Origin of the sequence: Methylophaga pinxianii (assembly GCF_020447225.1) — a bacterium.
Lineage (GTDB): Bacteria > Pseudomonadota > Gammaproteobacteria > Nitrosococcales > Methylophagaceae > Methylophaga > Methylophaga pinxianii.
On sequence record NZ_JAJAEO010000181.1, the window covers coordinates 45181 to 57708 of the forward strand.

The window sequence follows — 12528 nt, forward strand, 5'->3', positions numbered from 1 at the left end:
TCCTTAATGATTAAGAAGTTTCTCGTAATAAATGCTGCTGGAATTTTTCAACCTGAGACGTATCAATGCCTGCCAGGTGTTCCAACGGCAAAGTAAAAACCAGACCATTTGAATCTCGATTATCCGGCATCAGAATTTTTTGAATGGCTTTGAGTACTTGCAGTGACAAGCCTTTCTCCAGCACCATCAATAAAACACTTTGGCTGCCGTCATAGCTGAGGCCAAAGAAGGTTTTTTTAGCGTTATTGCTAATACCACGGGCCGACATCAACGTAATACCTCCCGCTCCCAAATCTCTGGCTGCGTCAATGGCAGCTTGTTCGCTCTCTTCGGGAACAATAGCGACTAGAACAGAAAATTTCATGCGTTTACCTTTTTCAATGTCGTCATGAAATGCATTGCAATAGCATAGAGCATGACCGTTATGATTGGAAAGATAGAGGCAAAGGCAATCAAACCAAAGCCATCCATCAGAATGTTACGACCTTCAATATTTGTTGCCAGGCCGATACCCAGTGCCGTAACTAATGGCACAGTGACTTCTGAAGTCGTGACCCCTCCTAAGTCATAAGCCAGAGGGACAATATATTTCGGTGCAATCAAAGTGAGCATAATGACGATAAAATAACCGCCAATAATATAATGATGGATCGAATCACCCGCGATAATCCGGTGTACGCCGATAGTGATGCCAATCGCTACCCCGAAAGCCACTAAAATCCGAATGACATTGCCATTTATCTTGCTTGAGGCTGCTTCCTCGGCTTGTTGCCCAATAGCAATCAGAGCCGGTTCCGCCATAGTGGTAGCAAAACCAATGGCAAAAGCAAACAGATAAACATAGACAATATGTTGATTCTTAATCAGCTGTTCAGCCATGCTACTGCCAATAGGAAACAAGCCCATCTTTAGACCGACAACAAAGGCATATAAACCAAACAACACCATGGCAAACCCAAGAATCACTTTACGTGGATTATTTAACGGGCGTTTTAGTACCAGATATTGGAAAAAGAGAATAGTGATAATGATAGGCAATACATCGCCCACCATGCCCAGCAAATCCATTAACATCGTCATCGGGCCGGAAATCGCTTCTTGCTGAGCGGTATCAATACTGAAATCGGTTGACGGTGTAGCTTCCGTATTGCGAAACACGACGATTCCATACAACTGCACTGTTATCATTGGCACCATCACCGCCATAGCTACGATGCCAAACCCATCGATCAGTGGATTACGTCCACGAATGGAAGAGGCTAGTCCAATACCTAATGCAGCGATCAATGGCACCGTGACAATATTTGTGGTCACACCGCCTGAATCGTAAGCCAGACCGACAATTTCCGCTGGCGTAAAAAAAGTGATGAGAACTACAACCAGGTAGCCAATAATCATGAACCAATGCAGTGGGTAACCAAAGAGAATTCGAAATACTCCCAGCGCAACGACAAAGCCCACAGAAGTCGCCACCAGAAAACGGAGAATCAGTGCATCAATACGACCTTGGCTGATCTCCTGAGCCTGTTCGGCTACAGCGATTAAAGCCGGTTCGGCAATCACCGCAGAAAATCCCAAGGCAAAACCGAAAGACAGCAGAATCCACAATGAACCACGTTTGGTAAATTGATTGGAAAGGCTTTTGCCTACCGGAAAAATACTCAGTTCCAGACCGCGCAGAAATAAAGCTACACCGATAGCAACAACAAACAGACCAATACTGATCGACAGAGTATCTTTCGGCAGGCTTTGCATTACAAAGGTTTGAAAAATAACGACCACAACAACGATGGGCAACAGATTTTTCAATGCATGAATGAACGCATCCGAAAACGCTTTAAGTTGATTCACCGTATCCTCTTTACTGTGGTTTAAAATTGATTGTACGGACTACAGCCCCGCATACAAGCCGCTCTCACATTTCAGCACTGACCTTTACCTGGTTGCGGCCCGATAATTTTGCAGCATACACCGCTTGATCAGCCGACTGTAATAAGCGTTTTATTGTCATATTACTGCCGGGTTGGAAAGTCGACACGCCGACCGATAAGGTGACACGTAACGTTTTACCGGAAGAGGCCATGAAATGTGTTTCTGCCACAGTTTTTCGCATCCGTTCGGCAATGTCTGCGGCAATCATACGACTGGCATCAGCCAATAAAACGACAAACTCCTCGCCACCATACCGGGCCAGCACATCACCTTGGCGTAAGCTGTCGTTAAGGAGTTGCGCAACATGCTTGAGTACCTGATCGCCGGTTTGGTGACCATGTCCGTCATTGATGCGTTTGAAGTAATCCAAATCAATAAATAAACAGGACAGGGCAGTTTTATTCCGGTTGGAGCGACTGAATTCTTCGGTTATGCGTTGATCAAAAAATCGGCGATTATTCACTCCTGTCAGAGGATCACGCAGCCCTACCAGTTTGACTTCTTCATGCAAACGGGCATTTTCGATACAGGCAGAGACAACAGCAGCTAGATGCTGAAGAAATTGTGTACCGATATTGGATTGAAATCTGTTGGGGTTGCGGCTACCTAGATTCAGGCTGCCAATCAGTTGATTTTGTCTTATCAATGGCAATAAAGCAACCGAACCTAATTCAGGATAATCAGGAAAAAGTTGTTGATGTTGATGCGGCGAAAAGCTGACCAGACGAGGAATGCGTCGCAAACTGAAAAACTGTTCAAGACGCTGCACAGATTCGGTAAACAAGAGATCATTCTGCCAGTGCCGTGTGTCCGGTAATGATTCCAGCAAACGTTGAAATTCATATTCAGGGTCATGCAACATCAGTGTCACGGCTGTCAGCTGAAACCGTTGTTTGTGTTCTTCAAGAATAAGTTTCAGTAACGGCTCCAGGCCGCTGCTATTTAGTAAGCTTAATTCGTATTGCTGAAAGTTGAGCTGTTTTCGCTCATTGCTTTTGGCAATACGAATCAGATCATCCAATCGATCTTGGAGCGTCGTCACGTCTTTTTGAGGCATGCAACAGCCTTGAGCCCTGAAATAAGTGTTATGGAGCCTAGGGTAAGTTGATCTTTACATTACTGCCTTTGATAGACCAACATTGCCTAATAATGGCGTATTGCGCGGGCAATTGTCCACACTTCTACCTCTTCCACACCATTTTGCTGTAAACACCGACTTGCTTCGGCGACCGTATGGCCTGTGGTATACACATCATCAATCAATGCTACACGTTTGTATGGCAAGGGTTTGATGACGGCAAACGCCTGTTTTAAATTACGTTTACGTTGCTTACGACTGAGTCCTGCCTGCGGACTGGTGTTGCGCTGCCGGATCAAACTATATTTATCGGCTGTCACTCCCAGACGTTTCGCCAGGTTATCGGCTAATTGAGCGGACTGATTGTAACCCCGTTGACGCAAACGGCTGGAATGTAAAGGAATAGGGATAATGACTTCCGGCAGTGGTTGCTGTCGCTGCTCAATCTTATCTACCAGTAATTTGGCAAACAAATGTGTAAATACCAACTGTTGGTGAAATTTGAAGGCGGCTATGCAGTGATTAATCGGGGTTTCATAACGGAATAACGCCAAACTGGCTTGCTGAGGAGGGGGATGTTGCAGACATTGGCCGCAAATGCCACTGACATTTAACGGCATGGCACATTGCCGGCAATGCGCTCCCAGCCATGGCAATTCCTCGGTACAGGCTTTGCAAAGTGCATCCTGAAAACTAAACTCCCCACAGAGGAAGCAGGGAATCGGCAAGAGTTTGCTGTATAATTCTGCCAAACGATGCGTCAATACGGCACCAAAGTTTCTGGCCATCATGTTATTAATCCATTAAATCTGATGAAGAAGCCCATGACTGAAAATATAGCAGAAAAGACCGCACCGCTTCGCCATGACTGGCAGCAGGCGGAAATTGAAGCCTTGTTTGATTTGCCATTTGCGGATCTGATGTACAAAGCTCAAACCATTCACCGGCAGAATTTTGATGCCAATGCTGTACAAATCAGTACCTTGCTGAGTATCAAAACGGGTGGTTGTGCCGAGGATTGTGGTTACTGCCCACAAAGTGCACATCATGAATCCGCAGTAAAAGCGGAACCATTAATGCCGCTGGATAAAGTGCTTGAGTCTGCTGCTCAGGCCAAATCAACCGGTGCCAGCCGTTTTTGTATGGGGGCCGCATGGCGTAACCTGAAAGACCGCGATGTCGATCGGGTTGTGGCGATGATTGAAGGCGTGAAAGATATGGGACTGGAAACCTGTGTCACATTGGGTATGCTGGAAAATCATCAGGCCAAACGTCTGAAAGACGCTGGTCTGGATTATTACAATCATAACCTCGATACCTCACCGGAATTTTATGGTGAAATCATTTCAACGCGTACTTATCAGGATCGTCTCGATACCTTAAGTCACGTTCGTGAAGCCGGTATTCATGTGTGTAGTGGTGGTATTGTCGGGATGGGCGAGAGCCGTAAAGATCGCGCTGGTTTGTTAATCAGCCTGGCGAATCTGCCAAGTCATCCGGAAAGTGTTCCCATCAACTTATTGGTGAAAGTTGAAGGTACGCCGCTTGATGGTATCAATAATCTGGATCCGTTTGAATTTGTTCGCACCATCGCAGTCGCGCGCATTATGATGCCGCAATCGTTTGTCAGACTCTCTGCTGGTCGGGAAAACATGACTGATGAATTGCAGGCGATGAGCTTCCTGGCCGGTGCCAATTCGATTTTCTATGGTGAAAAACTGCTGACCACTGATAATCCGGATACTGATCATGATCAGCGCTTATTCAATCGCCTGGGTATCACACCTTTACAGGTGGGGCAGCCACAACAGGAAGACAAACACTGTTCTGCCGCCTAAAACTTTTTATAAAAAACCGGATGCTCTGTGCAGCCAGCCTGCACAGAGCATTTCAGTTAAAGGCAATCGTCTTTTCACTTCTTTCACGTAGCTGATTTATCGAGGCGCTTTCGTGTCACAACTTCCCTGGCAATCCCAACTTCAACATGCACTAAATGAACGAAAAGCTGCGGGTTTATACCGTCGTTCACGGTTGCGTGATGGAGAGCAGGGTGTGGAAGTTGTGCTGGACGGTCAAAAAATGCTGTCATTCAGTAGCAATGACTATCTTGGTTTGGCAGCCCATCCACTCATAAAGAAAGCCTTTATTGATGCCTTGGAACGTGAAGGCGTCGGTAGTGGAGCAGCACATTTACTGACCGGGCACAGCAGATATCATCACCAGCTTGAAGAAGCTCTGGCAGAGTTTACCGGTCAACAGCGAGTTCTCCTGTTTTCGACTGGCTATATGGCGAATATCGGTGTAATTGATGGGTTATTGAGCAAAACGGATGTGGTGATACAAGACAAATTGAATCATGCCTCATTACTGGATGGCGGACGTCTTAGTGATGCACAACAAATACGTTATCCTCATGCTGATATGAGTTTGTTGCATCAAAGGATGCACACCGCCGCGGGTTCCCGAAATAAATTGATTGTCAGTGATGGTGTATTCAGTATGGACGGAGATATTGCGCCATTACCAGAAATCATGGACTTGGCTGAACAGCACAAAGCTGGCGTGTTGATTGATGATGCCCATGGTCTTGGTGTTTTAGGTCAACACGGCGGCGGTGTTATCGAGCATTATGCGTTATCCCGACAAAAGCCAATACTCGTCGGCACCTTTGGTAAAGCCTTTGGCACGGCAGGCGCTTTTGTCGCAGCTGATGATATGGTGATTGAAACACTGATCCAGCAGGCACGCAGCTTTATTTATACCACAGCTCAACCTCCGGCCATTGCCGCCGCGACATTAGCGAGTTTAAAGCTGGTCAAAGCAGAAAACTGGCGACGTGAAACGTTACAGCAACGTATCAAACAGCTGCGCGATGGGGCGGCCCAACTGGGATTGCCATTAATGCCCTCACAAACAGCGATTCAACCGCTGTTAATCGGCGATGATAAAAAGGCACTCAAATTGGGACAGGATCTGGAAAAGCATGGCATTTTAGTGGGTATTATTCGACCACCGACAGTGCCAAAGAACACTGCCAGGTTACGCATCACTTTGTCAGCGTCTCACGAGGCTGTTCATATTGATCAGTTACTCCATGCACTGGAGCGCAGTTATGTTCATTAGACAAATGGGACAAGGACCGGACCTGGTCATTTTACATGGCTGGAGTATGCACAGTGGGGTCTGGCAACCCTTAGCCGAGATACTGGCTGAACAATTCACATTACATCTGGTCGACCTACCAGGACACGGTAAATCTGCCTGGCATTCTGATGCACTGCAAATCGACAATCTTCTCCAACAACTGGAACAACGTGTTCCAGCCACGGCGCATTGGATGGGCTGGTCATTGGGAGGGCAGTTAGCTCTGGCATTCGCTTCGCGCTATCCAGGGCGAGTAAGCAAACTGATTCTGATAGCCGCCAATCCAAAATTTGTAACAGCGGAGGACTGGCCTGATGCGATGGATGAAGCGGTGTTTACCGTTTTTGCTGGTCAGCTCAGCACCAGTCAACGGGAAACGCTGAAACGGTTCGTGATGTTACAGGCACGAGGTGCTGAAGGCAGTCGCGAAACCATCCAGTTGCTGGCTGAACAAACCGCCGATCAGGTCGCACACCCAGAAGCGTTACAAGCCGGTCTGAACTTATTGGAAACACTGGATTTACGCTCGGCTTTAAGTCAATTGGAGCAACCGGTACAGTGCATTATGGGAGAGCGGGATCAGCTGGTTCCCATTTCATTGGCTGAAAGTCTGCCAACGTTAAAGCCCCAAGTTGTTATTGATAGAATTGCGGGTGCAGGCCATGCACCTTTTATCTCGCAGCCTCAACTTTGTGCCAACCATATTTGCGGATTTCTGAATGACTGAACAAGCATCAGGCCCGGAAAAAAAGCGTGTCGCACGAAGCTTTGGCAATGCAGCTAACAGCTACGATGATGTGGCGATACTGCAACGTGATACTGCTGATGAAATGCTGGATCGTCTGGAGTTGGTCAAAATCAAACCGCAACAGATCCTTGATCTGGGTACGGGGACCGGACGCAATCTGAGTTTATTGCAGCAGCGTTATCCCGGTGCCCAACAAGTCGCTGTGGATATTGCGCCAGCTATGCTCAAACATGCAAGACAACGTTATCGCCAAGATCAGGGAGTGCGCCGCTGGTTGCCCGGGCAGAAATCTCCCCTGTTTATAACTGGCGATGCTGAACAATTACCCTTGGCGGATAATAGTGTGGATTTGGTCTATGCCAATTTGGCATTGCAATGGTGTGATTTGAGACCGGCATTTCAGGAAATACAACGCATACTGCGTCCTGGTGGATTACTGATGTTCAGCACGCTGGGGCCTGATACCCTGCAAGAACTTCGGCAAAGCTGGGCGGCAGTAGATAGTTTTGCACATATTAATGTTTTTCTGGATATGCATGATGTGGCAGAAGCGATGTTTGCTGCAGGTTTGAGCGATCCGGTTTTGGATAGCGACCGCCATACACTGTGGTATTCAGAACTGATTAGCATGATGCGTGATTTACAACAATTAGGAGCCCGTAACGTCAACCAGGGGCGGCGACGTGGTTTGACTGGCAAACGCACATTGAACCAAGTGAAGGCAGCCAGTGAGCAATTTCGGGTAAATGGGCAACTACCAGCGACATATGAAGTGATTTATGGTCATGCCTGGGCTGGCGAGTATTCTAGACAAAGAATGGATGAGGAGTGTGTGCCCATCAACCTCGATCAATTGAGGCGCAACCGCTGATGGAAAAATCGCTCTTTGTCACCGGTACTGATACCGAAGTAGGCAAGACTCGGATCAGTGTAGGATTAATCAAAGTACTACAGCAGCAAGGTTTGAAGGTTGCAGCAATGAAGCCGGTCGCCAGTGGTTGTGAATGGCTGGAGCGGCAATGGCAGAACGAAGATGCGCTGGCGCTCAGCCAACAGGCCGATATTAAATTACCTTATTCACAGATTAATCCTTACGCATTTGAACCGGCGATTGCGCCACATCTGGCGGCTGAGCAGGCCAAAAAAACCATTAATATTGACGTAATTCATGCTCATTTTGCCGCGATAAAATCACAAGCGGATGCCGTCGTAGTGGAAGGCGCAGGTGGCTGGCTGGTGCCACTGAATGAGAAAGAAACCCTGGCTGATCTGGCAAAAACATTACAGTTACCCGTGGTGCTGGTGGTCGCAATAAAGCTGGGGTGTATTAATCATGCTTTATTGACTGTTCAGGCGATTGCGAATTCAGGCTTGATGCTGGCTGGCTGGGTTGCCAATGATTTTTTACAGGATGATCAGTCAACCGCTATTATTCGCAGTCTGACACAACGTATAGACTCGCCCTGTCTGGGAGTTGTACCCAAGCTGAAAGATGGCGAAGACGCCAGTGCCTATCTGAATTTAACGTTGTCTACTGATTCGGTGCAGCCGGAAAAAGGATGATTTCATCGCCTGAATGCCACTGGGGATATTTATGCATGATTTGGGTGAATAGATCTGACTGAAGAAAACCATTTAACCAGTTTTGCAGCCTTGGGTAATCCGCGTTGCTGAACCAGTCCCAATTGACCAAAGCAAACTGTCTGACAAAAGGTAATATGGCAAAGTCCACTAAGGTCAGGGTATCGCTCATTAAACCAATCTGCTGATTGAGACGATATTCCAGTTTGGATAAGAATTGCTCTCCTTGCTGGCGATAATACTGTTCGCTATGCTCAGGATAACGATCAGCATATTTATAACGATCCAGCGCTTGCTTGAAACTGACATCATTCTCTTCAATCAGGATAAACGCTTCTTTACGTTGTTGTTCATCCAGCGATTGCCAAATGGCATGGTGTTCAGCTGCCCAAAGCATGATATCCAAACTTTCTTCAATGACATTCTGGTCAGTATCAAACAACACCGGAACCGTGCCCTTGGGGGATATTTTCAGTAATTCAGCCGGTTTGTCTTTTAACACAACCTCGCGTAGTTCGACTTCACGCTCGGCCATGACAAGCGCCAGCCTGGCACGCATGGCATAAGGGCAGCGCCGGAAGCTATAAAAAATCGGGTAATTAGCTGACATAGTAAGTCCTTCATGATTATGCTGATGGTGTGCCATAAAATCAGAAGAACAACGTAAGTTTGTTAGACCCTCGGTGCGATTAAATCTGTTTACTGTTACGCAGTTCTTCTGCCTGGCGGTTCAGGGTGTGTTTAACCAGAATGTTGCGGTCTATGTCACTCATATGAGTAAACGCCATACGTAAATAGAAACTTTTACCTTGAATACTCTCTATTAACTGATCGCAGGCAATCACTTTGGCAATTGCCCGGATATGTAAACCACCAGGTAGCAATTGCATTCTGATCTCCATCGGGGAACGAGCAGCAAATGCAATATCTGTCATGAATGCCAATCCTCCGGCACTAAGGTTAACTTCAATTGCCGATTCGGGATTAAGCGGGGTGTGTAATAACTGAACATTCTGTGCCAGCAAATTGACTTTTTCATCCAGCATCCGTAATGCCCTGGCGATATCTCTGTCACTGTGGCCAATTTGATCAACCAGATGATTAAAGCTTTTCTGAATTGACGACATTTGTTGAGTTAGCTGGCCTGCTTCAGGCGTGGCATCGATAATCGCATTACCGATTTGTTCAGCTTCAACCCCGGTAAGGGGGACGAAAGACATAACCAGACGATCGTTAATACGAAAAAAAGCCCGGCGGTCAGAGCCGGTTAGGGTGGTATCGTTCATTGTATGCCTTCCTGTCTGCCCATGATCCACTTGATGAATCAATGCTGTTTAGAGCTAAAAAAATAAAAAAGTGAGAACGGCACAAACATGGTATTTGCGCCGTTCAATTACAGTTAGTCGCAACAGATTACAAGTTTTCTGAGGCAAAGTCAGCCAGACGTGAGCGTTCACCTCTCAATAAAGTGATGTGACCACTATGAGGCCAGTTTTTAAAATGATCCACGACATAGGTCAGGCCTGATGTGGTCTCACTCAAGTAGGGCGTATCAATCTGTGAAATATTTCCCAGACAGACAATTTTGGTGCCTGGACCTGCACGGGTAATCAGGGTTTTCATTTGTTTGGAAGTAAGGTTTTGGGCCTCATCTATAATAATGAAACGGTTCAGGAAGGTACGACCTCGCATAAAATTCAAAGAGCGAATTTTAATCCAGCGTTGCAACAGATCATTTGTTGCCTGACGGCCCCAATCTCCACCATCTGTTTTATTGAGCACTTCCAGGTTATCCATCAGTGCGCCCATCCATGGTGTCATTTTTTCTTCTTCAGTGCCTGGCAGAAAACCGATGTCTTCACCGACTGGAACCGTGACACGTGTCATGATGATCTCACCATAACGTTTATGTTCAATACACTGCGTTAATGCCGCTGCCAGTGTCAGCAGGGTTTTACCGGTACCGGCCTGACCAAGCAGGGTGACAAAATCGATATTGGAATCCATTAACAGATTCAGTGCAAAATTCTGTTCCCGATTACGTGCAGTGATGCCCCAAACACTATGATTTTCACGACGATAATCATGAATTAACTCAATATCCGCAGTCGTCTCATTACTGTTACGAACCACTGCTTCAATCGCCCGTTCTTCGCCAGGTGAATAGATCAACTGGTTGGGATACCAGTCTTTAACAACGTCGCCTTCAACCTGATAGAACGTACGTCCATCTTCCGTCCAGGATTCGAGCCGGTTCAAGTCTTCCCAGAAATCGGCTTTGAGTTCACTGGATCCGCGATATAACAAGTCGACATCGTCCAGCACTTTATCGTTGTAATAATCTTCAGCACAGATGCCTAGAACCGTGGCTTTAATACGCAGATTAATGTCTTTGGAAACCAGAATTACATTGGTATCCACCTGCGCTTGTTGCAGATTAATGGCAACAGCCAGTATGGCATTATCAGCCTGATGTCCTGGTAACTCTTTGGGTAACTCACCCGCCATTTGCCGGGTTTGGAAAAATAAACGACCACTTGCCTGAGGTACATCGCTATTGGTCACACTCGGTAGTGGAATGCCAGAGTTGATAGCGTCATTATCTTCTGCCTGTTCCAGCAAGTCATCGAGAAAACGACTGACCTGCCGCACATTACGAGAGACTTCGGATAAACCTTTTTTGCCTTTATCGAGTTCTTCCAATACCACCATCGGCAGGAAAATATCGTGTTCATCAAAGCGGAAGAGAGCAGTGGGATCGTGCATCAGCACATTGGTATCAAGCACAAACAGACGTTTTGTCGCGTCGGGTCGTTTAATCATTCGGAGTAGATCCTCTTGTTGTATTGACGTGCCTGTGTTTGATTATGATCGAAGAATCGGCATCTGCAAAGGGTGTTTCACAGGTTTTGGTCAGCCATATCAAATAGGTCATTGAAACTGATAAAAATTATTGTTTAAAACCGCTTTTTTTACCAAATTGCGGCGTCGTTATTTGATTTGTTCTGCAAAGAAAAGGAAGGCCGAACCATGCCCACTGGCAATCTCTCTTTCAGAATAATCACGACCCATTGTCTATTTTCATGCTGTAGCATAGTGAGCCACTGGGATAGAATTCAATAATTATGGTTTATTTATAGGGCTTTAAATGCTTGAAAAAGTTGGGGTTTCCCCCGAAACCTTTGCGTTTTTTTTACCGATTATCAGTTTATTTGGTAGCACTTTTATACTGTTCATGGTGGTACTGTTATTAAATTCGCTGGTTTCACGGTTTATTCGTCGATCGATTGATTCCTCAGAGTTACGCCGAAAATGGCTGGTACAAAGCCGTAATGGTATTATTCTGATCTTCCTTCTTGGCCTGATTTTAATCTGGGGCGAAGAGCTCAGAACCCTGGCACTTTCGGTGGTGGCGATAGCCGTGGCTTTTGTGGTTGCTACGAAAGAATTGATTTTGTGTGTCACAGGGTCATTATTGAAAACCGGCGCTGGCTCGTTTGATATTGGGGATCGTATTCAAATTAAAGACTTTCGTGGTGACGTTATCGATCAAACCTTGCTTGCGACTACGATTCTGGAAGTCGGTCCCGGCAAGTTGACACATCAGCGTACAGGGCGGATGACCGTCATTCCCAACGCATTATTTGTGTCTGAACCGGTGATTAATGAGAGCTACACCCGTCAGTATGTGCTGCATGTATTCACTGTGCCCTTTAAACGTACGGATAAATGGCAGGCTGCACAACAAGCGCTATTGGCGGCTGCTTCAAAACATTGCAAACCCTATCTGGAAAATGCGCGAATTTACATGCAGAAACTCAGTGATGAACGAGGTCTCGACGCGAGTTCTGTCGATCCGCGAGTGACTATCCAAATACCCACAGCGGCTGAGATTCATTTAGTGGTGCGTTTTCCGGTGCGATCATCTCAGCGCAGTTATATTGAGCAACTGATCCTCTCGGAAGTCTTTACCGAAGATTTCTCCGGCAAAGGAAAAAGCACGGATGAAGAAAACGAAGAAAATGCGATTTCTTAACAGACGGTT

Annotated in this window: 13 protein-coding genes; 6 read left to right on the forward strand and 7 right to left on the reverse strand. The window is 46.4% G+C overall.

Translation table 11 applies throughout. The features are described 5' to 3' along the window. Positions 1-10: 10 nt before the first annotated feature. The 4 genes from LGT40_RS11955 to LGT40_RS11970 all read right to left on the reverse strand — a co-directional run bounded on the left by LGT40_RS11955 (position 11) and on the right by LGT40_RS11970 (position 3801). Positions 11-364, reverse strand: coding sequence for a transcriptional regulator (locus LGT40_RS11955; protein WP_226075172.1), 354 nt, complete (start codon positions 362-364; stop codon positions 11-13). Then, positions 361-1851: a DUF1538 domain-containing protein gene (locus LGT40_RS11960; RefSeq protein WP_226075174.1), complete on the reverse strand. Its 1491-nt coding sequence runs from the start codon at positions 1849-1851 to the stop codon at positions 361-363. The genes LGT40_RS11955 and LGT40_RS11960 overlap by 4 nt, the downstream gene beginning before the upstream one ends. Positions 1852-1915: 64 nt before the next feature. Further along, the gene (locus LGT40_RS11965; protein ID WP_226075176.1) at positions 1916-2989 is read right to left on the reverse strand and encodes a DUF484 family protein; all 1074 of its coding nucleotides are present in this window, start codon (positions 2987-2989) and stop codon (positions 1916-1918) included. 86 nt (positions 2990-3075) lie between these two features. Further along, positions 3076-3801: a ComF family protein gene (locus LGT40_RS11970; RefSeq protein WP_226075178.1), complete on the reverse strand. Its 726-nt coding sequence runs from the start codon at positions 3799-3801 to the stop codon at positions 3076-3078. Between the two features lie 33 nt (positions 3802-3834). Between LGT40_RS11970 and bioB the strand changes: the two genes are divergently transcribed. From bioB to bioD, 5 genes are all read left to right on the forward strand, one after another. Further along, positions 3835-4848, forward strand: a complete 1014-nt coding sequence (gene bioB, locus LGT40_RS11975; RefSeq protein WP_226075180.1) for a biotin synthase BioB — start codon at positions 3835-3837, stop codon at positions 4846-4848. Positions 4849-4960: 112 nt separating this feature from the next. Then, the gene (gene bioF, locus LGT40_RS11980) at positions 4961-6133 is read left to right on the forward strand and encodes an 8-amino-7-oxononanoate synthase (RefSeq protein WP_226075182.1); all 1173 of its coding nucleotides are present in this window, start codon (positions 4961-4963) and stop codon (positions 6131-6133) included. Then, positions 6123-6881: a pimeloyl-ACP methyl ester esterase BioH gene (gene bioH / locus LGT40_RS11985; protein ID WP_226075185.1), complete on the forward strand. Its 759-nt coding sequence runs from the start codon at positions 6123-6125 to the stop codon at positions 6879-6881. Before bioF ends, bioH begins: the two co-directional genes overlap by 11 nt. Then, positions 6874-7773, forward strand: a complete 900-nt coding sequence (bioC, locus tag LGT40_RS11990) for a malonyl-ACP O-methyltransferase BioC (RefSeq protein WP_226075187.1) — start codon at positions 6874-6876, stop codon at positions 7771-7773. Before bioH ends, bioC begins: the two co-directional genes overlap by 8 nt. Next, the gene (gene bioD, locus LGT40_RS11995) at positions 7773-8465 is read left to right on the forward strand and encodes a dethiobiotin synthase (RefSeq protein ID WP_226075189.1); all 693 of its coding nucleotides are present in this window, start codon (positions 7773-7775) and stop codon (positions 8463-8465) included. Before bioC ends, bioD begins: the two co-directional genes overlap by 1 nt. On the opposite strand, the gene LGT40_RS12000 is transcribed toward bioD, so the two are convergent. The 3 genes from LGT40_RS12000 to LGT40_RS12010 all read right to left on the reverse strand — a co-directional run bounded on the left by LGT40_RS12000 (position 8434) and on the right by LGT40_RS12010 (position 11306). Continuing rightward, positions 8434-9093 (reverse strand): glutathione S-transferase, encoded by a 660-nt coding sequence (locus LGT40_RS12000; protein ID WP_226075197.1) that lies wholly within the window; start codon positions 9091-9093, stop codon positions 8434-8436. The two genes, bioD and LGT40_RS12000, sit on opposite strands and share 32 nt — an antisense overlap. Before the next feature lie 79 nt (positions 9094-9172). Next, on the reverse strand, positions 9173-9769 hold the full coding sequence (locus LGT40_RS12005) for a PilZ domain-containing protein (protein WP_226075199.1): 597 nt from the start codon (positions 9767-9769) through the stop codon (positions 9173-9175). A gap of 127 nt (positions 9770-9896) precedes the next feature. Further along, positions 9897-11306, reverse strand: coding sequence for a PhoH family protein (locus LGT40_RS12010; RefSeq protein ID WP_226075201.1), 1410 nt, complete (start codon positions 11304-11306; stop codon positions 9897-9899). A gap of 325 nt (positions 11307-11631) precedes the next feature. Between LGT40_RS12010 and LGT40_RS12015 the strand changes: the two genes are divergently transcribed. Beyond that, on the forward strand, positions 11632-12519 hold the full coding sequence (locus tag LGT40_RS12015; protein WP_226075210.1) for a mechanosensitive ion channel domain-containing protein: 888 nt from the start codon (positions 11632-11634) through the stop codon (positions 12517-12519). Positions 12520-12528: the final 9 nt, after the last annotated feature.

Bases quoted from the DNA above. Each gene is read 5' to 3' on its own strand.
- LGT40_RS11970 (WP_226075178.1), bottom strand. From the start codon at position 3,801: ATGATGGCCAGAAACTTTGGTGCCGTATTGACGCATCGTTTGGCAGAA.
- bioC (WP_226075187.1), top strand. From the start codon at position 6,874: ATGACTGAACAAGCATCAGGCCCGGAAAAAAAGCGTGTCGCACGAAGC.
- LGT40_RS11965 (WP_226075176.1), bottom strand. From the start codon at position 2,989: ATGCCTCAAAAAGACGTGACGACGCTCCAAGATCGATTGGATGATCTG.
- LGT40_RS12005 (WP_226075199.1), bottom strand. From the start codon at position 9,769: ATGAACGATACCACCCTAACCGGCTCTGACCGCCGGGCTTTTTTTCGT.
- LGT40_RS12000 (WP_226075197.1), bottom strand. From the start codon at position 9,093: ATGTCAGCTAATTACCCGATTTTTTATAGCTTCCGGCGCTGCCCTTAT.
- bioH (WP_226075185.1), top strand. From the start codon at position 6,123: ATGTTCATTAGACAAATGGGACAAGGACCGGACCTGGTCATTTTACAT.
- bioB (WP_226075180.1), top strand. From the start codon at position 3,835: ATGACTGAAAATATAGCAGAAAAGACCGCACCGCTTCGCCATGACTGG.
- LGT40_RS11955 (WP_226075172.1), bottom strand. From the start codon at position 364: ATGAAATTTTCTGTTCTAGTCGCTATTGTTCCCGAAGAGAGCGAACAA.
- LGT40_RS12015 (WP_226075210.1), top strand. From the start codon at position 11,632: ATGCTTGAAAAAGTTGGGGTTTCCCCCGAAACCTTTGCGTTTTTTTTA.
- bioD (WP_226075189.1), top strand. From the start codon at position 7,773: ATGGAAAAATCGCTCTTTGTCACCGGTACTGATACCGAAGTAGGCAAG.
- LGT40_RS12010 (WP_226075201.1), bottom strand. From the start codon at position 11,306: ATGATTAAACGACCCGACGCGACAAAACGTCTGTTTGTGCTTGATACC.